The 18,341-nt window shown below is 64.7% G+C and carries 15 protein-coding genes; 9 read left to right on the forward strand and 6 right to left on the reverse strand.

Annotated features, from left to right (window positions below):
- Nucleotides 1-164 precede the first annotated feature (164 nt).
- Genes IC761_RS04790 through IC761_RS04800 form a run of 3 tightly spaced genes read left to right on the forward strand, consistent with a single transcriptional unit; the run spans nucleotide 165 to nucleotide 3,475 of the window.
- The gene (locus IC761_RS04790; protein WP_195802142.1) at nucleotides 165-2,276 is read left to right on the forward strand and encodes a TRAP transporter permease; all 2,112 of its coding nucleotides are present in this window, start codon (nucleotides 165-167) and stop codon (nucleotides 2,274-2,276) included.
- Nucleotides 2,237-2,656: a DUF1850 domain-containing protein gene (locus tag IC761_RS04795; protein WP_195802143.1), complete on the forward strand. Its 420-nt coding sequence runs from the start codon at nucleotides 2,237-2,239 to the stop codon at nucleotides 2,654-2,656. Before IC761_RS04790 ends, IC761_RS04795 begins: the two co-directional genes overlap by 40 nt.
- A 12-nt stretch (nucleotides 2,657-2,668) precedes the next feature.
- Entirely contained in the window at nucleotides 2,669-3,475 is an 807-nt protein-coding gene (locus IC761_RS04800) for an SDR family NAD(P)-dependent oxidoreductase (protein ID WP_195802144.1), read from the forward strand.
- 34 nt (nucleotides 3,476-3,509) lie between these two features.
- On the opposite strand, the gene IC761_RS04805 is transcribed toward IC761_RS04800, so the two are convergent.
- Entirely contained in the window at nucleotides 3,510-5,054 is a 1,545-nt protein-coding gene (locus tag IC761_RS04805) for a cation:proton antiporter (RefSeq protein WP_195802145.1), read from the reverse strand.
- A 104-nt stretch (nucleotides 5,055-5,158) separates the two neighbouring features.
- Here IC761_RS04805 and IC761_RS04810 point away from each other — a divergent pair, with 104 nt between their 5' ends.
- From IC761_RS04810 to IC761_RS04820, 3 genes are all read left to right on the forward strand, one after another.
- On the forward strand, nucleotides 5,159-5,914 hold the full coding sequence (locus IC761_RS04810) for a hypothetical protein (RefSeq protein ID WP_195802146.1): 756 nt from the start codon (nucleotides 5,159-5,161) through the stop codon (nucleotides 5,912-5,914).
- Between the two features lie 147 nt (nucleotides 5,915-6,061).
- Nucleotides 6,062-7,972 (forward strand): propionyl-CoA synthetase, encoded by a 1,911-nt coding sequence (locus IC761_RS04815; RefSeq protein ID WP_195802147.1) that lies wholly within the window; start codon nucleotides 6,062-6,064, stop codon nucleotides 7,970-7,972.
- A gap of 69 nt (nucleotides 7,973-8,041) precedes the next feature.
- Nucleotides 8,042-8,311, forward strand: coding sequence for a hypothetical protein (locus IC761_RS04820; RefSeq protein WP_195802148.1), 270 nt, complete (start codon nucleotides 8,042-8,044; stop codon nucleotides 8,309-8,311).
- Nucleotides 8,312-8,436: 125 nt separating this feature from the next.
- Here the strand turns inward: IC761_RS04820 and IC761_RS04825 are convergent, their stop codons facing one another.
- Complete coding sequence (locus IC761_RS04825) at nucleotides 8,437-9,132, reverse strand: DUF1013 domain-containing protein (protein ID WP_195802149.1); 696 nt, start codon at nucleotides 9,130-9,132, stop codon at nucleotides 8,437-8,439.
- Nucleotides 9,133-9,387: 255 nt separating this feature from the next.
- Between IC761_RS04825 and ispH the strand changes: the two genes are divergently transcribed.
- Genes ispH through rnhA form a run of 3 tightly spaced genes read left to right on the forward strand, consistent with a single transcriptional unit; the run spans nucleotide 9,388 to nucleotide 11,807 of the window.
- Complete coding sequence (gene ispH, locus IC761_RS04830) at nucleotides 9,388-10,356, forward strand: 4-hydroxy-3-methylbut-2-enyl diphosphate reductase (RefSeq protein ID WP_195802150.1); 969 nt, start codon at nucleotides 9,388-9,390, stop codon at nucleotides 10,354-10,356.
- A 6-nt stretch (nucleotides 10,357-10,362) separates the two neighbouring features.
- Nucleotides 10,363-11,346: a homoserine kinase gene (locus tag IC761_RS04835; RefSeq protein ID WP_195802151.1), complete on the forward strand. Its 984-nt coding sequence runs from the start codon at nucleotides 10,363-10,365 to the stop codon at nucleotides 11,344-11,346.
- Nucleotides 11,343-11,807, forward strand: a complete 465-nt coding sequence (rnhA, locus tag IC761_RS04840; RefSeq protein WP_195802152.1) for a ribonuclease HI — start codon at nucleotides 11,343-11,345, stop codon at nucleotides 11,805-11,807. The genes IC761_RS04835 and rnhA overlap by 4 nt, the downstream gene beginning before the upstream one ends.
- Before the next feature lie 180 nt (nucleotides 11,808-11,987).
- Here the strand turns inward: rnhA and IC761_RS04845 are convergent, their stop codons facing one another.
- From IC761_RS04845 to IC761_RS04860, 4 genes are all read right to left on the reverse strand, one after another.
- A complete protein-coding gene (locus IC761_RS04845; RefSeq protein ID WP_195802153.1) occupies nucleotides 11,988-12,473 on the reverse strand; it encodes a peroxiredoxin in 486 nt (161 codons plus the stop codon).
- Between the two features lie 233 nt (nucleotides 12,474-12,706).
- The gene (locus IC761_RS04850; RefSeq protein ID WP_195802154.1) at nucleotides 12,707-14,392 is read right to left on the reverse strand and encodes a long-chain fatty acid--CoA ligase; all 1,686 of its coding nucleotides are present in this window, start codon (nucleotides 14,390-14,392) and stop codon (nucleotides 12,707-12,709) included.
- Between the two features lie 194 nt (nucleotides 14,393-14,586).
- Entirely contained in the window at nucleotides 14,587-16,080 is a 1,494-nt protein-coding gene (locus tag IC761_RS04855; RefSeq protein WP_195802155.1) for a D-alanyl-D-alanine carboxypeptidase family protein, read from the reverse strand.
- A 189-nt stretch (nucleotides 16,081-16,269) separates the two neighbouring features.
- Nucleotides 16,270-18,078, reverse strand: coding sequence for a glucan ABC transporter ATP-binding protein/ permease (locus IC761_RS04860; RefSeq protein WP_195802156.1), 1,809 nt, complete (start codon nucleotides 18,076-18,078; stop codon nucleotides 16,270-16,272).
- Between the last annotated feature and the right edge of the window lie 263 nt (nucleotides 18,079-18,341).

Below are 18,341 nucleotides of genomic sequence, written 5' to 3' on the forward strand. Positions count from 1 at the left end.
GCCGGGCAAAAGCGCGAAGCGCGTCTTCGCGCAGGTGTCCCGGCCGTCCACGTTCTTGGATTGGGCGAGGAAGATCGTGGATGCCCGGGACAGGCCCGGGCATGACGGCGCGGTGACACCGTGCCAATGTCATTAGACGTTACGCTGGACTGGGACGAGTTGAAATGCTGGAAAAGGCTGAAGGCTCCGCAGAGCCTATCAAGGTCGAATTCGACAATTTCGAGCACGGTTTTCCGGAAGGCTTTGGCCCGGGCTGGTGGGGCACGCTCGCCTACTGGACCGGCATCGCGTTCGCGACCTTCCAGCTCTATGTCGCCGCCTTCAACGACCTGCCGAGCCAGGTGGTGCGCGGCGTCCATGTCGGCTTCCTCGTTCTCCTCACCTTCGGCCTGATCGGCAATTTCACCGCGAAGAGCAATGTCGGGCGCGCGCTCGGCTGGCTGATCGGCGGCGCGGGTTTCCTCTGCGGGCTCTATCAATGGATCTTCTATGCCGATCTGATCGCGCGCGACGGCGATCCGACCAGGCTCGACCTCGCGGTCGGCACGCTGCTCGCAGTGCTGATCTTCGAGGGCACGCGGCGGCTGATGGGCGCGGCGCTGCCGCTGATGTGCGGCGCGTGCCTCGTCTACTGGTTCTTCGGGCAGTATCTGCCGTCGCCGCTCAACCACCGCGGTTATGATTTCGACCAGATCGTCACGCATTTGTCGTTCGGCACCGAAGGTTTTTACGGCGTGCCGATCTACGTCTCGGCGACCTACATCTTTCTGTTCATCCTGTTCGGCTCGTTCCTCGAGCGCGCCGGCATGATCCAGCTCTTCACCGACGTTTCTCTTGGGTTATTCGGCAGGACCCGCGGCGGACCGGCCAAGGTCGCGGTGTTCGCCTCGGGCATGATGGGCACGATCTCCGGCTCGGGCGTCGCCAACGTCGTCACCGTCGGCCAGTTCACGATTCCGCTGATGATCCGGTTCGGCTATCGCCGCGCCTTTGCCGCCGGCGTCGAGGCCACCGCCTCGATGGGCGGACAGATCATGCCGCCGGTGATGGGCGCGGTCGCCTTCATCATGGCGGAAACGCTTGGCGTCCAATACTCGGAGATCGTGAAAGCGGCGGCGATCCCCGCGATCCTCTACTTCGCCTCCGCGTTCTGGATGGTGCATCTGGAGGCCGGCAAGCATGGCCTGACCGGCATGAAGCGTTCGGAAACGCCGAGTGCCTGGAAGGCGCTGGTGAATGGATGGTATCTCGTGCTGCCGCTTGCGGCACTCGTCTACATGCTGTTCGAGGGCTTTACGCCGCTTTATGCCGGCAGCATGGGGCTGGCGCTCACGGTGGCGCTGATTTTAGGCGCGAGCATCACGGCAGGCCTGCCAACCACGGTCATTCGCTATGTCTTCTGGATCGGCCTCGCACTCGTCGTCGCCGCGCTCTCGCACGACGGCTTGCAGATCGTCCCGGTCGCCTGCGTCGTTTTCGGGCTCATCCTGATCGCGGCCTTCGTGCGCGGCGGTCTCGCGGCATTGCGCTCCTGCCGCGACTCGCTTGCCGAAAGCGCGAAGTCCGCCATCACCGTCGGCATGGCCTGCGCCATCGTCGGCGTCATCATCGGCATGATGTCGCAGACCGGCGTCGGCACCATCTTCGGCAGCTGGGTGATCGGGCTCGGCGAGAAGAGCCTGTTCCTGGCGCTGATCATGACCATGCTGCTGTCGATCCTGCTCGGCACGGGCATCCCGACGATTCCGACCTACATCATCACCGCCGCGCTCGCCGCACCGGCGCTGGCAAAGTTAGGGGTGCCGCTGATCGCGAGCCACATGTTCGCGTTCTACTACGGCATCATGGCCGACCTCTCGCCGCCGGTAGCGCTGGCCGCACTCGCGGCCGCACCGATCGCCAAGGAGAATCCGGACAAGATCGGCTGGGAGGCGATGCGCATCGCGCTCGCCGGCTACGTCATTCCCTTCATCTTCGTCTATTCGCCGGCACTGATGCTGCAGGCCGGCGATCCCATGGCGGCAAAACTCGGCTTCTACGGCGCGGTCGCGCTCGCGAGCTTCAAGGCGCTGGTGGCAATCGCGCTGTTCGGCATGGTGGCGATCGGCTTCCTGTTCACGCGGCTGACGCTGATCGAGCGCCTGGTCGCGCTCGGCGCCGCAATGTGCCTGCTCGGCGACTTCGCGTTCAGCGACACAGCCGGCTTCGTGCTCTCCGCCGGCCTGGTGCTGTGGCAGTGGCGGCAGCGCTCGCCGGCGACCGTCGAGGCGGTGTGAGCCTCTGCTTCGCAACAGCCAGCGGCGTGAAGGCGCTGGCCTTGTCCGCGTTCACGCTGGTGTGGACGCATTCGATCGCGAAGGTCGACTGGCAGGAGGACTGGCGCGTCACCCCGGCCGGCCTCGAACTGGTGCAGGCCCGCGTCAAGGGCACCGGCCCCGGCATGGAGCCGCCGCCGGAGGCGCGGCTGGTCGATGGCTGGTTTCAGTGGAAGCCTGCGCGCGCGCCGATGCCGGAGGTGGTGCTGGGTAATTCCGGCGCGGCGGGAGAATGGCGGTTGTGCCATGACGGACAGTGCCGGACTCTTTCAGAGATTGTCGGGCATCCCATCGGTGCTAACTTGACGACGATGAAGATCTGCGACGAACAGCAGAAATAAGGGAGAAACGCGATGGACCGGCTCAAGGGCAAGGTTGCGATGGTGGTGGGCGCCGGCTCGATCGGGCCGGGCTGGGGCAATGGCAAGGCGACCGCGGTGACCTTTGCGCGTGAGGGCGCGCAGGTGTTTTGCGTCGATCGCAACGGTGCCGCTGCCGAGGAGACCGCGAAGATCATCGCTGGCGAAGGCGGCAAGGCGACCGCGTTCACCGCCGACGTCTCGCGGGCTGCCGAGATCGAGGCGATGGTCGCAGCGTGCCTCAAGGCCTACGGCCGTATCGACGTGCTCGACAACAATGTTGGCATCGCCGAGATGGGCAGCGTGGTCGAGGTGACCGAGGAGAGCTGGGACCGCGTCTTCTCCGTCAACCTCAAGAGCGCCTATTTTGCCATGAAGCACGTCATTCCCGTGATGGTGAAGCAGGGCGGCGGCTCGATCATCAACATCTCCTCGATCGCCTCGATCCGCCACATGGGCATCTCCTACGTCACCTACGGCACCTCGAAGGCCGCGATGAACCAGATGACGCGCACCACCGCGATCGAGTTTGCGCGCCATCATGTCCGTGTGAATGCGATCCTGCCCGGCCTGATGAAGACCCCGATGGTCGAGCATTCCGCAGGCCTTGCCGCCAGCTACGCCAAGGGCGACGTCGAAGCGATGTGGCGCGCCCGCGACGCGCAGGTGCCGATGGGCCATATGGGCGAGGCCTGGGACGTCGCCAACGCCGCGCTGTTTCTGGCGTCGGACGAGTCGAAATATGTGACGGGGATCGAGCTCGTGGTCGACGGCGGGATCACGTGCAAGGCGGGAGCTTGACCTGTCGTTCCTGCGCAGGCCGGGACGACAATAGCTATCCACCAGCGCTCAGCTCCGCCCGATCGAGCTCCTCCTCCAGCCGGTGAAACGCGTCGTCGCCGATTACTTCGGTGGCGCGGAGATCGAAGATCGATTTGCGCGCGGCCGCGATGGCGCGGCGGCGCAGCGGATCGGCGGGCAATTCGCCGTTGGCGATGCCACCGTGCGGATTGTCGTCGGCCTGCATCAGGATGGCGCGATATTCGAGCCGCAGGATTTCGGCTTCCTCCGACGGATCGTCCTCGATCGCATCGAGCCCGGCGCGATAAGCGATCGCGCGGGCGCGCGCGACCTCGATGCCGACGGGATCGTCGGCCTTGAGGCCGAATGCCAGGATCAATGGCCGCAGCGTCAGGCCCTGGATCACCAGCGAGCCCAGTACCACCGCAAAGGCGATGAAGACGATGAAGTCGCGATAGGGAAAGTGTTCCGGCAGCGCGAAGGCGGTGGCGAGCGTCACCAGGCCGCGCATGCCGCACCAGGAGATGATGAGGCCGCCCGTCGGCGAAGCCACCTGCTTCGGGTCCTTGGGGTGATAGAGGTCCTGCGCGATCAGCACGCGCAGCGTGGTACGGTAGAACGTGATCCAGGCCATCCGTACCAGGATCACGGTCAGCAGGATCCAGGCCGCCGCCACGCAATATTCCCAGCGCACATCCGCGTCCAGGCGCGTCCAGATCGGCCGCATCTGCATGCCGATCAGCATGAAGGCGAGCACGTTGAGCACGAACACCGTCGTCTCCCACACGGCATAGGACGGCACGCGCAGTCGCGCTGGCATGCGCTCCCCCGCCGTGCGCGCGATGGTGATGGCGTAGACGACGATGGTGAGGATGCCGGAGAGGCCGAGATGCTCGGCGGCGATCCAGATCATGAAGGTGGTGGCGAATTGCACGATGATCGCGCTCGGCACTTCTCTCACGCGCTCCAAGATGGGCGGGACGATGCGTGCGGCGAGCAGTCCGCCCAATACGCTGCCGACCAGCCCGAGCGCAATCGTCGGCGCGACCTCACTCCATTTGAGGTGCTCCATGACGACGGCGCCGACCGCGATGCGATAGATCAGAAGCGCGCTCGCATCGTTGAGCAGGCTCTCGCCCTCCAACACCTTGACCATGCGGTAGGGCAGCTTCACCTGGCTCAGGATCGCGACCGCGGCCGCTGCATCCGGCGGTGCCACGATCGCACCGAGCGCCACCGCCGCGGCCCAGGGCATGTCCGGGAACAGCCGGTGCGCGACAGAGGCGACGCCGATTGTGGTCAGCCCGACCGCGGCCACCACCAGCGTCGAGACTGGAACCCAGTTGTTGCGCAAGTCGCGCAGTGAGGTGTCGAAGGCGGCGTCAAGCAGCACCGGTGCGACAAAAAGCGCCAGCGCCAGGTCCGGCTCCAGCGTCCAGGACGGGCTGTTCGGCACGAAAGCGATCAGTGCGCCGCCGATCGCGAGAAAGGTCGGGTAGGGGACCTTGATCCGCCGCGCCAGCGCCGATAAGGCAACGGCGCCGAGCAGGAGCGCGATGATCCATTCGAATGTCGACACGACGATCCCTGAACACAGATTTGAGCGACGCCACAAGCTAGCATCAATCCGGCCGTATGATGGATAGTGTGGCTCCAAGGCAAGAACTTCCGGCTGCAACAAGCATGCGTTTTCGTAATCTCATTCAATTCTCAGTTGCCGCGGCGCTCTCAGCGCTGTTGCCCGGTGCGGCCGATGCGGCGACCGGCGGCGAACCGGCGCAGGTCGATATCGCGTCGTGCCTCGCTGCTGCGGCTGCCGATGATATGGACAAGGCAGGTTCGGCCTGTGCCGCGGTCATCGACAATGAGAAGACCGCCAGGCCCGATTTGATCAAGGCGCTGATCGCGCGCGGCGCGCTCTATGCGCGGCACGATCAGGTCGACCGCGCCATTGCCGATGACAGCCGCGCTCTTTTGCTCGATCCCTCGCTCGCCGACCTCTTCAACACGCGCGGCGAGCTCTGGCTGAAGAAGGGCGACCGGCCCAAGGCGGTGCAGGATTTCGGCGCGGCGCTCCGGATCGATCCGAACCACGAGAAGGCCAAGGCCAATCACAAGGCGCTCTCGCGCGAACTCGAGCGCATCGGCGCGCAGATGGCGGTCGCCGGCAAGCCCAGCTTCAATTGCGCGAGCGCGCGCCGTCCGGTCGAGAAGGCGATCTGCGCCAACCGCGAGCTCGCCGATCTCGACCGCGAGGTCTACGCCGCCAACGCGCGCGTGCTGCGCGAAGCGGGCAACGCAAGCGAGGCGAAAGCGCTCCAGCGTGAGCAGGACGATTTTGTTGCACGCAGGAATGCGGGATTTGGGCGTCCCGGCTACGATCTGAAGAAGGCGATGCAGGACAGGCTGCAGAAGCTGAACGGAGTGGACGGGTATTAGTCGCGTACTTCCCCCTCTCCCCGCAGGCGGGGAGAGGGGGAACTACAGCATCCTTTTCAGCTTGAACCGCGGCCCGTTCCCGGGAAAATAGCGCCCAAACGAGGCCGGCACTTGATCTGGCCAATCAAGGGAATGGGAGCGCGGGAAATGAATGTCCAGGGGAAGAGCCATTATCACGAGGTCCATGCGCGCTCGCTGGCCGATCCCGCGGGCTTCTGGGCCGAGGCGGCCAAGGAGATCGACTGGTTCGAGCCGCCAAAGATGGTCTTCGATCCCAGACAGGGCGTTTACGGCCGCTGGTTTACCGGCGGCGTCGTCAACACCTGCTACAACGCGCTCGACCGCCATGTCGAACGCGGTCGCGCCGGCCAGGTGGCGCTGATCCATGATTCGCCGCTGACCAATTCGGTCACGAAATTCACTTATGCCGAGCTGCTCGCCGAAGTACAGGCGCTCGCCGCCATCATGCAGGATTTCGGCGTCGCCAAGGGCGACCGCGTCATCCTCTATATGCCGATGGTGCCGGAGGCCGTGGTCGCGATGCTCGCCTGTGCGCGCATCGGTGCGGTGCATTCGGTGGTGTTCGGCGGCTTTGCGGCGAAGGAGCTCGCCACCCGCATCGACGATGCGCAGCCAAAACTCATTCTCTCCGCGAGCTGCGGCATCGAGCCCGGTCGCATCGTGCAATACAAGCCGCTGCTCGACGAGGCGATCAGGCTCGCGAATGCCAAGCCGAAGGCCTGCATCGTGCTGCAACGTCCGCAGCTCGTCTGCGACCTCACGCCCGGCCGCGACTACGATTGGGCGAGCCTGCGCCGCAAGGCGATGAACGACGGCAAGAAGGCCGCATGCGTGCCGGTTGCCGCAACGGACCCGCTCTACATCCTCTACACCTCAGGCACGACCGGCATCCCCAAGGGCGTGGTGCGCGACAATGGCGGCCATCTGGTTGCGGTGAAATGGTCGATGTTCAACCTCTATGGCGTCAAGCCGGGCGAGGTCTGGTGGTGCGGCTCCGACATCGGCTGGGTGGTCGGCCACAGCTACATCATCTACGGCCCGCTGCTGCATGGCGCGATCTCGATCATGTATGAGGGCAAGCCGGTCGGCACACCCGACGCCGGTGCGTTCTGGCGCGTGATCAGCGAGCACAAGGCGGTCGCCTTGTTCACAGCGCCGACGGCGTTCCGCGCGATCAGGAAGGAGGATCCGGAAGGCAAGTTCATCCGGCAATACGATCTCTCCAAATTCCGCACGTTGTTCCTCGCCGGCGAGCGCGCCGATCCGCCGACGGTGGAGTGGGCGGAGCAGCAGTTGAAGGTGCCGGTGATCGATCATTGGTGGCAGACCGAGACCGGCTGGTGCATCGCCGGCAATCCGGTTGGCCTGGGAATGCTGCCGGTGAAGCACGGCTCTCCGACGGTGCCGATGCCGGGCTACCAGGTCGACGTTGTGGATGAGGCAGCGAAGCCAGTGCCCGCGAACACCATGGGCTCGATAGTGATAAAACTGCCGATGCCGCCGGGCTGCCTGCCGACGCTGTGGAATCAGGATGCGCGCTTCAGGGAAGCCTATCTCAGCGAATTCCCCGGCTACTACAAGACCTCGGATGCCGGCTACAAGGACGAGGACGGCTATGTCTTCGTGATGGGCCGCACCGACGACATCATCAATGTCGCCGGCCATCGTCTCTCCACCGGCGGCATGGAGGAGATCCTGGCCTCGCATCCCGATGTCGCCGAATGCGCCGTGCTCGGCATCAAGGACGCGATCAAGGGCGAGGTGCCCTGCGGCTTCCTCGTGCTCAAGGCCGGCGTGAAGCGCCCGCCCGCCGAGATAGAGAAGGAGATCATCGCGCTGGTCCGCGACCGGCTCGGGCCCGTCGCTGCGTTCAAGCTCGCCATCACCGTCGGCCGCCTGCCCAAAACGCGCTCAGGGAAGATCCTGCGCGGTACCATCAAGAAGATCGCCGACGGCGAAGCCTGGACCATGCCGGCGACGATCGAGGACCCCAAGGTGCTGGACGAGATCGGCGAGGCGTTGAAGGGGAGGGTGTGAGGCGAGCCCTGCGGACTTACATTTTCCTCATTCCGCGCTAAACAGGGCCGGCCCAACCGAGGACCCTTGATGCCGCTCACCACCGCGCCACGCCTGCTTGCAGCAGTCCTGTTCGCCATCGCGCTCTCCGCCTGCTCGGCGCGTTACCAGACGCCGGTGGCGATGGGCGGTGATGACGACAACGCGGTGTGCCTGAGCCGCGGTTACGCGGCTGGCTCGCCGGAATACGTGGCTTGCCGCAAGGACCGCGACGTCCAACGCAACGCCGCGATCTCCCGCGCCGACAGCCGCCAGCGCGATCTCGGCGAATACATGCTGAATCATCCGGAGCGGCCGTAAGCCGTCGCCAAAGTCCGTTGCCCGGATGCAGCTGCGCTCCATCCAGGCTACGATTGTTCGGAAAACAAAAACGCGGCAGGTTGCCCCGCCGCGCTTGCATTCGATCGCAAAACGAAGAGCGAGGATTACTCCTCCTCTTCCTCCTGCTTCTTGCCGCCGAGCGTCTTGAGCTTGGCGAACACGGCGTCGACGTTGAGGTCGTCGCTGGACTTCTCCGCCGGCTCGTACTCGTCCTTCTTGGTGGTCTCGGAGGCCGGCAGCAGTGTCGCGCCGCCATAGGCTGCGTCGATCGGCTTTTCCTTGGCCGCGCGCGCCACCTCGAAATCGAGCTCCATCTGCGCGCAGAGACCGAGCGTCACCGGATCGATCGGCGTCAGCTGGGACGTGTTCCAGTGGGTGCGGTCGCGCACGCTGGCAATCGTGCTCTTGGTGGTGCCGACCAGGCGCATGATCTGGGCATCCTTGAGCTCGGCGTGATTGCGCAACAGCCAGAGGATGGCACTCGGGCGCTCGTGACGGCGCGACACCGGGGTGTAGCGCGGGCCCTTGCGCTTGGGCTGGGGCGGCAGCACGACCTTGCTCTCCTGGAGACGGAGCCGGTAGTCCTGGTTCTTCTCGCCCTTCTCGATCTCCTCGCGGGTTAGCTGGCCGTTCGAAATCGGGTCCGAGCCCTTGATGCCCTGGGCGGCATCACCATCGGCGATCGCGCGCACCTCGAGGGGGTGCATCTTGGTGAAATCGGCGACCTGGTCGAAGGTCAGCGCGGTGTTGTCGAGCAGCCAGACGGCGGTCGCCTTGGGCATCAGCGGTGCGTTGCTCATGGCAAATCTCCTTTGTGCTTCGCCCACCCCTTTTGGAGGCGAAGCCGGTGGTCATCAGCGATGACTGGGAATTCGCGCTATATAAGCCCTGAGGGGGTGGCCACGCAATGGTTCTGCTATAGATAGTGCCTTGACAGCGCCCGAAAGGGGGCCCAATTCCCTCTGAAGTCGCTGTAGGCCTTGAAGCTTAAGCCTACTCCATCCATCGACCGCTTCCCGCCATTTGGCGAGGTGATTCGGTCCCGAGATCGCCCAATGTCAGCCAAACCAGACCTCAAGATCGTGCTTTGTTCTCCCCGTGGCTTCTGCGCAGGGGTGGTCCGGGCGATCGACACCGTGGAACGGGCGCTCGATAAGTATGGCGCCCCCGTCTATGTTCGCCACGAGATTGTGCACAACAAATATGTCGTCGACGGGTTGAAGAAGAAGGGCGCCATTTTCGTCGAGGAACTGGCCGAAATCCCGGAAAATACCACCGCACCGGTGGTGTTCTCGGCCCATGGCGTGCCGAAATCGGTTCCGGCCGACGCCCAGTCCCGCAACCTGTTTTCGCTGGATGCGACCTGCCCGCTGGTGACCAAGGTCCACCGCGAGGCCGCGATCCACTTCAAGCGCGGCCGCGAGATCTTCCTGATCGGCCATTCGCATCATCCCGAAGTGGTCGGCACGCTCGGCCAGCTTCCGGTTGGCGCGGTCACACTGATCGAGACCGCCGAGGACGCCAAGACCATCGCGCCGAAGGATCCGAACAACCTCGCCTTCGTGACCCAGACCACGCTGTCGATCGACGACACCGCGGAGATCGTGGCGCTGCTGAAGGAGCGTTTCCCGAACATCAACGGCCCGCACAAGGAAGACATCTGCTACGCCACCACCAACCGCCAGCTCGCGGTGAAGAAGGTGGCGCCGGTGGTCGATGCGCTTATCGTTGTCGGGGCCCCCAATTCGTCGAACTCGCAGCGCCTGCGCGAGGTCGCCGAGCGCGAGGGCTGCAAGGTCGCCGTGCTGGCGCAGCGCGCCGCCGACATCGACTGGAGCAGGTTCGGCAACATCGCGAGCCTCGGCATCACCGCGGGCGCATCAGCGCCGGAGGTGATCGTCGAGGAGATCATGGACGCCTTCGCCGAGCGCTACACGCTGCATGTGGAGACGGTCTCGGCCGCGGAAGAGAACGAGTTCTTCCCGCTGCCGCGCTCGGTGCGCCCCGAAGCTGCTGCCGAGTAGACCTTTATGGCGGTCTACACCGACGTTGCCGCCGACGAGCTTGCGGAATTCCTACAGCAATACGATCTCGGCGAATTGCTCTCCTACAAGGGCATCGCCGAGGGCGTCGAGAACTCGAACTTCCTGCTGCATACGAGCAAAGGCTCGTTCATCCTCACGCTCTACGAGAAGCGCGTGGCGAAGAACGATTTGCCGTTCTTCCTCGGATTGATGACTCATCTCGCCGAGCACGGCGTCAGCTGCCCGCTGCCGGTGAAGGCGAAAGACGGCGAGGCGTTGCGCGAGCTGTCGGGCCGGCCTGCCGCGATCATCACCTTTCTCGAAGGTATCTGGCCGCGCAAGCCGAACGCGACCCATTGCGCCGGTGTCGGCGAGGGACTGGCCCGGATGCATCTGGCCGGCGCCAATTTTGCGGTTCGGCGTGCCAACGCGCTCTCGGTCTCCGGTTGGCGGCCGCTGTTCGGTGCTGCGGCGAACCGCGCCGACGAGGTCCAGCCGGGGCTGCGCGCGTTCCTTGCAGCCGAGCTCGATGATCTCGAGAGCGGCATCTGGCCGACGCATCTGCCGGAAGGCGTGATCCACGCCGACCTCTTCAACGACAACGTCTTCTTCCTCGGCGACAAGCTGTCGGGGATCATCGACTTCACCTTCGCCTGCAACGATATGTTCGCCTATGACGTCGCGATCTGCCTCAACGCCTGGTGTTTCGAGCCGGATCATTCGTTCAACGTCACCAAGGCGCGCGCCTTCCTCAATGCTTACGGCCGCGTGCGCAAGCTCAGTGAAGCCGAAGAAGCCGCGCTGCCGCTGCTGGCGCGCGGCGCCGCGATCCGCTTCCTGCTGACACGGCTGGTCGACTGGCTCAACGTGCCGCCCGGTGCGCTGGTCAAGCCGAAGGATCCGCTGGAATATTTTCGCAAGCTGCGCTTCCACCAGAGCGTTTCGAGCGCGCGCGATTACGGGCTGATGCCGTCAGGACTGGTCGCGTGAGCGAGCTCCCCAATGTCACGATCTACACGGATGGCGCGTGCTCGGGAAATCCCGGGCCCGGCGGCTGGGGCGCGATCCTGAAGTTCGGCGACAAGGAAAAGGAGCTGAACGGCGGCGAACGTCACACCACCAACAACCAGATGGAGTTGATGGCGGCGATCTCGGCGCTCGAAGCACTGAAGAAGCCGTGCGTGGTCGACCTTTACACCGACAGCCAGTATGTCCGGCAGGGCATCACCGGCTGGATCCACGGCTGGAAGCGCAATGGCTGGCGCACCGCCGACAAGAAGCCGGTGAAGAATGTCGAGCTATGGCAGCGCCTCGACGCGGCGCTGAAGCAGCACGAGGTCCGCTGGCACTGGGTCAGGGGCCATGCCGGTCATCCCGAGAATGAGCGAGCCGATCAGCTTGCGCGGGATGGGGTCGTGAAGGCGCGGACGCAGACGCGGGTGGGGGAGTAGAGAGGGCGCATCGCGCCCACTCTCCATCGTCATCCCGGCGAAGGCCGGGATCCATAACCACAGGATCGAGTTTGGCGAAGACTCGTGGTTACTATCTCGCGCTACAACTCTACCCCGGGGTTATGGGTCCCGGCCTTCGCCGGGACGACACCAAGGGTGTGGCTGAGTCCAGTGACAGGCTTACAGCTGCCCCAGCAGCGTATCGCCGCCGGACACCTCGACCTTGCCGGGCATCGCCTCGAGGTTCAGCTTCTTGACCACGCCGTCCTCGACCAGCATCGAGTAGCGCTTGGAGCGGATGCCGAGCCCGTTGGCGGAGGCATCCAGCTCCATGCCGATCGCCTTGGTGAAGTCGGCATTGCCGTCGGCGAGGAAGACGGCCTCGTCGCGCTGGTCGGTGTCGCGCTTCCAGGCGTTCATGACGAAGGCGTCGTTGACGGAGACGATGGCGATGCTGTCGACGCCCTTGTCCTTGATGGCATAGGCGTTGAGGAAGATGCTCGGCAGATGCATCTTGTGGCAGGTGCCGGTGTAGGCGCCGGGCACGGCGAACAGGGCCACCTTCTTGCCCTTGAAGATATCGTCGGTGGTCTTCACCTGCGGGCCTTCCGCCGTCATCACGCGGAATTTCGCCTCGGGCAGCTTCTCGCCAGTCTGGATCGCCATCGTCAGTCTCCGTGGAAAGGGGTGGGCGAAGTTCTAGAGCATTTTCCCGGCCGAGGGAAACGGCTTCACCGCGGTGTGATGGGCAGGATTGCCGATTTTCTCGTCATTGCGAGGAGCTCTTGCGACGAAGCAATCCAGAGTCGATCCGCGGAGGCGGCCTGGATTGCTTCGCTACGCTCGCAATGACGAAGGAGCGCGCGAGCGCGCCGCTTCGGGCTGCGGCAAGGCAGGCCTTACGCCGCTTCGGCCTTCTTCTCGTCGCGCAGCTGCCGGCGCAAAATCTTGCCGACATTGGTCTTCGGCAGGTCGGTGCGGAATTCGATGTGCTTCGGCACCTTGTAGCCGGTGAGCTGCCCCTGGCAGAACTTGATCACGTCCTCCGCGGTGAGGTTCGGATCCTTCTTCACCACGAACGCCTTCACCGCCTCGCCCGACTTGGAATCGGGGATGCCGATCACGGCGCATTCGAGCACGCCCGGATGGCTCGCGATCACTTCCTCGATCTCGTTGGGATAGACGTTGAAGCCGGAGACCAGGATCATGTCCTTCTTGCGATCGACGATCTTGGTGTAGCCGTTCTCGTCCATCACGCCGATGTCGCCGGTGCGGAAGTAGCCGTCCGCTGTCATCACCTTGGCGGTCTCCTCCGGCCTGTTCCAGTAACCCGACATCACCTGCGGGCCCTTGGCGCAGATCTCGCCGGGCTGGCCGAGCGGCACCTCGTTGCCGTCATCGTCGCGGATCGAGATCCACGTCGAGGGCACGGGGACACCGATGGTGCCGTTGAACTCCGCGTTGGTCGCGGTGTTGCAGGTCAGCGTCGGCGCGGTCTCCGACAGGCCGTAGCCCTCCGCGATCGAGCATCCCGTGATCGCCTTCCACTGCTCGGCGACCGGGCGCTGCACCGCCATGCCGCCTCCGTTGGAGATCTTCAGCCTGGAGAAGTCGAGATTCTTGAAGTCGGGATGGTGCATCAGGCCGTTGTAGAGCGTGTTGACGGCCGGGAAGCTGTTGACCTGATACTTTGCGAGCTCCTTGATGAAGCCCGCGATGTCGCGCGGATTTGGGATCAGCAGATTGCAACCGCCGGCGCGCACCGCGAGCAGGTAGCAGGCCGTCAGCGCGAAGATGTGGTAGAGCGGCAGCGCGCAGACGATCATGAGCTGATCGACATGCGGAGGCGCGGCCATCGCCGGCTGGAGCCAGGCATCGTTCTGCAACACATTGGCGACGATGTTGCGGTGGAGCAGGGTCGCCCCCTTGGAGACGCCGGTGGTGCCGCCGGTATATTGCAGGAAGGCGACGTCGCCGGGCGAGAGTTTTGGCTTGTTGAAGCTCAGGCTCCGGCCGGCCGAGAGCGCGTCGTTGAAAGACACCGCGCCGGGCAGCGAATAGGCCGGCACCATCTTCTTGACGCGGCGGACGACGAGGTTGACGATCACGCCCTTGAAGCCGAGCAGATCGCCCATGCTGGCGACGATGACGTGCTTGACCGGCGTCTTGGCGATCACCTGCTCGACGGTGTGGGCAAAGTTCTCCAGCACGACGACGCATTCGGCGCCGGAATCCTTGAGTTGGTGCTCGAGCTCGCGCGGCGTGTAGAGCGGGTTGACGTTGACGACGGCGAAGCCCGCGCGCAGCACCGCGGCGGTGGCGACCGGATATTGCAGCACGTTCGGCATCATGATCGCGACGCGCGCGCCGCGCTGGAGCCCGCGTCCTTGCAGATAAGCGCCGAGCGCCAGCGACATCTGGTCGAGGTCGCGATAGCTGATCGACTTGTCCATGCAGATGAACGCCTTGCGGTCGGCGAACTTGGTGAAGCTCTCCTCCAAGAGGTCGACCAGCGATGCGTATTGCGTCGGCTCGATATCAGCAGGCACGCCGGGCGGATATTGCTTGAGCCAGATGCGCTCCATGGAAACTCCCCTCTCTCACAAGAGCCCGTTGTGTCTCGGGCTTGCCTCATTGCCGGCAGTATCGAGCCTGCCGGAACTTGTGGCAAGCGGTCGAGGCTTAGGACAAAGGCCGGGGAGTGGCTACTGGAATCGTCGCAAATCCCGCTGCCGCAGGTGCGAAGGAGAACGCGCCGTCACGGGCTTGCGGCGTTAACCTAGCTGTTGTTTGGCACGGGCTTTGGCGCGGGCTTCGTCGCAGCTTTGGGCTTGGCCGGCTTGGCCGCCTGATCGCCGCTTGCCGCAGCAGGCTTGTCCGCGGGCTTGACGGCCGCATCGGGCTTGGCCGCGGCATGCTTGGTCCCGGCCGGCTTTGCTGCGCTCTTGGCATCGCTCGTCGCAGCAGTTTTGGCGTCAGGCTTGGCGGCATCAGGTTTTGCCGCTGCCGTCTTGCCATCTGTCTTGGCGTCTGTCTTGGCGTCGCTACCGGCGTCGGGCTTCTTGGCGACGCGCGACTTCTTGCCACGCGGCTTCGGCGTGGCCTGCTGGTCGGCATCGGCCGAGACCGCGGCGATCAGGGCGGGGCCGGTGCGGGTCGGGCCGGTATAGACAAGCACGGGCTCTGCGGCCGCAGGCGCCGAGGCCATCAGCTCGGAGGCCTTCATCAAAGGCGGCTGAAGCCCTGCGGTGAAGAAGGTCACCTGGGCTTCCCCGCCTGTGGCGGAGGCCGATCCGCTGGTGCCGCCGCTGTTGGTCGCGATCAGCGCGTCGTCATCGTCGCTGGCCGGCCGCTTGCGGTGGCCGCCGCACATCTCCTCGCGCAGGTTCGGCGGCGAGGCGTCGACCGGCACGAGGTTCTCGACGGTGCCGAGCGAGGGACGCAGCCAGGACAGGCCATCCTGCGAGAAGCCGCGCTCGAGCAACTGCGCCGCCTTCACCGCGCGCGCGGTGCCGGAATTGGCGCCGAGCACCACCGCGATCAGCCGGCGTCCGTTGCGCGTGGCCGACGCGACGAGATTGTAGCCGGAGGCGCAGATGAAGCCGGTCTTGAAACCGTCGGCGCCGGGATAGCGGCCGATCAGCTTGTTGAAATTGCCGGTGACGCGCTTGCCGAAGCGGATCGCCGGGATGTGCACGAAATATTCGTATTCCGGCAGGTCGCGCAGGAACGAGCGCGCGAGAATGCCGAGGTCGCGCGCCGAGGTGATCTGGCCGTCGGCGGGCAGGCCGTTGGGATTGACGTAGCTCGTCTGCGTCATGCCGAGCTTCTTCGCGGTGTCGTTCATCATTACCGAGAAGCCGTCGATCGAGCCGCCGACGCCTTCGGCGAGCACCACGGCCATGTCGTTCGCCGACTTGACCAGCATCATCTTGAGCGCGTTGTCGACGGTCAGCTGTGTTCCCGGACGGAACCCCATCTTCGACGGCGATTGCGAGGCCGCGGTCGGCGATACGGTGAGCAGCGTGTCGAGCGTGATCTTGCCGTCCTTGACCGCCTTCAGCGTCACATAGGCGGTCATGATCTTGGTGACGGACGCCGGATACCAGGGGATGGTCGCGTTATCCGCCTGCAACACCTTGCCGCTCTCGGCCTCGATCAAAAGCAGCGCTTCGGCGCTCGCGATGCGCGGTGCGAGCAGCACACCGATCGCGATTGTCGCAGCGAACAGTTTGAACAGGGATTTGCGAAGCAGCGGGCGAAAAGCGTGCACTATCCGATTCCGGTCCTTGGAGAGCTGCCGGTGATGGGTCGGCTCTCGTGATCTGATGTTCGGTTCTGAATCCAGCGCCGCCGCTTGCGGCGTCGCAAACCTATACCGGCTCGTGCGTCGAGAATAGGGGTTTCGGCCGGGTATTCCGCAATGAAATAGGCTGAATTTCGACGCTGCTACGGGGACTTGCTAAGTGGACTTGGCGGCAGTCGCGGCAGCCTCTGCTGCGGTCACGCTGGCCCGTGCCTTCGCGTGTGCCTGTTCCTGCACCATGAACTGGGCCTTGGCGAGCTCGGCAAAATGGCCGCCTTTGGCCACGAGTTCATCGAAAGTTCCGCTTTCGATCACCCGCCCGTTCTCGAACACCAGGATCCGCGTCGCGTTGCGGATGGTTGAGAGGCGATGGGCGATCACGAAAGTGGTGCGGCCCTTCATCACTTCATCGAGAGCGGCATTCACCTTGGCCTCGGTGAGGGCGTCGAGCGCGCTGGTCGCCTCGTCGAGGATCAGGATCGGCGGATCCTTGAGGAGCGCGCGCGCGATCGACAGCCGTTGCCGCTCGCCGCCGGAGAGCATGCGGCCGCGCTCGCCGGCATTGGTCTCGAAGCCGCCGCTGCGCTCGATGAAGTCGAGCGCCTGGGCGCGCTCGCAGGCCTTGCGCATCTCGGCTTCGGTCGCATCCGGCTTGCCGACACGCAGGTTTTCCGCAATCGAGCGGTTGAACAGCAGCGCCTCCTGGAACACCACGCCGATGTTTCGGCGCAGCGAGGTCAGCGTGATGCCGCGCACGTCCATGCCGTCGATCCTGATGAAGCCGGATTGCGGATCGAAGGCGCGATGCAGCAGCGCGATCGCGGTCGACTTGCCGGCACCGGTCGGGCCGACCAGCGCGATGGTCTGGCCGGGCAGCGCGGTGAAGGAGAGATCCTCGATCGCCGGCCGCTTGCCGTCATAGGAGAAGGTGACGTCATTGAACTCGACGAGGCCGGAGAGCCGGCCGGCATCGATCGCATCTGGCCGGTCGTGCACCGCCGGCACGGCATCGAGCACGTTGAAGAACTCGCGGAGCCGCGGCGCTTCCATGAACACGCTGTTGATGAAGCTCACGACCTGCTCGAGCTTCTGGATCAGCAGCGTCGCAAAGCTCACGAACATCACGATCTCGCCGACCGAGGTCAGCCCCTGGTCGTGCAGCGCGATGCCGAGGGTGAAGATCGCGAGCACCGTGATGGTGGTGGAGGCGCGCGTGATCACGGTGACGAGCGCCCACCAGGACAAGACCGGCATTTGCGCGGCGAGCAATTGATCGGCGACGGAGCGCAGGCCCTGCACCTCGGATTCGATGCGGACAAAGCTCTGCACCAGCGCGACGTTGCCGAGCGCATCGGAGGCGCGCGCCGAGAGCTCGCTATATTGCTCCTCGACCGCCATCTGCATGCCGAAGGTCCTGCGCACGACGAAGGTGGTCAGCACGGTGAAGACGATGCAGAGCACGAACAGGAGGATCGCCAGCCGCCAGTTCAGATAGAGCGACAGCGGCAGCAGCACCACGACCGAGAGGATCGCGGCAAAGTGCTCGCGGAAGAAGCCGAGCCACAGCCGCCACAGCGCGTCCGTGCCGTTGAGCATCACCTTCATCAGCCGGCCCGAATGGGTGCCGGAGTGGAAGGTCAGCGGCAGTTGCAGGATGTGCTCGAAATAGCCGGTCAGCACCGCCTGGCGCTGGCGGTGCGAGAGCCGGTCGGCTTGCAGCGCGACCAGCGCGCTACAACCGATTGTAAACAGCCCAAACGCGACCCAGGCGCCCAGGAACGGCCAGGCCGAGTTCGATCCGGCCACCGTCTTGCCCGATAGCACGTCGACGATCCGACCGAACAGCACCGGTTCGGCAAATTGCGAGCCCGCCAGCAGGAGATTCGCGAATGCCAGGAGCCAGCCCAGCCGCGCCTCTTTGCCGAGCAGTTCGAGAACGCGGGTATAGAGGCGAAAAATCGACATGAAACAGGCACTAACCCGGGCAAGCCGTAAGACGGCGAGGGTGACATTCTAAGCAGGGATGGTCGGCGAGATACAGCGGAAGCTTGTGGTTTTCTTCAGTTGAGGTCTCGCCCGCCGCGCCCAGGTCCCGTGCCGGCTCGCGTGCATCGCGACCCAACATGAACGGCGGATGAGCGGCGGTTGCGTCACGATCACGCAACCCCGTTCAGCTTGTGTTGGGATTGGGGAACCCAACATGGGATGCGGGTGTTTGAGAGACATGA

Source organism: Bradyrhizobium commune, from assembly GCF_015624505.1.
In the GTDB taxonomy this organism is placed as follows: Bacteria; Pseudomonadota; Alphaproteobacteria; order Rhizobiales; family Xanthobacteraceae; genus Bradyrhizobium; species Bradyrhizobium commune.

Bases quoted from the DNA above. Each gene is read 5' to 3' on its own strand.
- IC761_RS04835 (WP_195802151.1), top strand. From the start codon at position 10,363: ATGGCGGTCTACACCGACGTTGCCGCCGACGAGCTTGCGGAATTCCTA.
- IC761_RS04815 (WP_195802147.1), top strand. From the start codon at position 6,062: ATGAATGTCCAGGGGAAGAGCCATTATCACGAGGTCCATGCGCGCTCG.
- IC761_RS04825 (WP_195802149.1), bottom strand. From the start codon at position 9,132: ATGAGCAACGCACCGCTGATGCCCAAGGCGACCGCCGTCTGGCTGCTC.
- IC761_RS04860 (WP_195802156.1), bottom strand. From the start codon at position 18,078: ATGTCGATTTTTCGCCTCTATACCCGCGTTCTCGAACTGCTCGGCAAA.
- IC761_RS04820 (WP_195802148.1), top strand. From the start codon at position 8,042: ATGCCGCTCACCACCGCGCCACGCCTGCTTGCAGCAGTCCTGTTCGCC.
- ispH (WP_195802150.1), top strand. From the start codon at position 9,388: ATGTCAGCCAAACCAGACCTCAAGATCGTGCTTTGTTCTCCCCGTGGC.
- IC761_RS04810 (WP_195802146.1), top strand. From the start codon at position 5,159: ATGCGTTTTCGTAATCTCATTCAATTCTCAGTTGCCGCGGCGCTCTCA.
- IC761_RS04850 (WP_195802154.1), bottom strand. From the start codon at position 14,392: ATGGAGCGCATCTGGCTCAAGCAATATCCGCCCGGCGTGCCTGCTGAT.
- IC761_RS04845 (WP_195802153.1), bottom strand. From the start codon at position 12,473: ATGGCGATCCAGACTGGCGAGAAGCTGCCCGAGGCGAAATTCCGCGTG.
- IC761_RS04790 (WP_195802142.1), top strand. From the start codon at position 165: ATGCTGGAAAAGGCTGAAGGCTCCGCAGAGCCTATCAAGGTCGAATTC.
- IC761_RS04800 (WP_195802144.1), top strand. From the start codon at position 2,669: ATGGACCGGCTCAAGGGCAAGGTTGCGATGGTGGTGGGCGCCGGCTCG.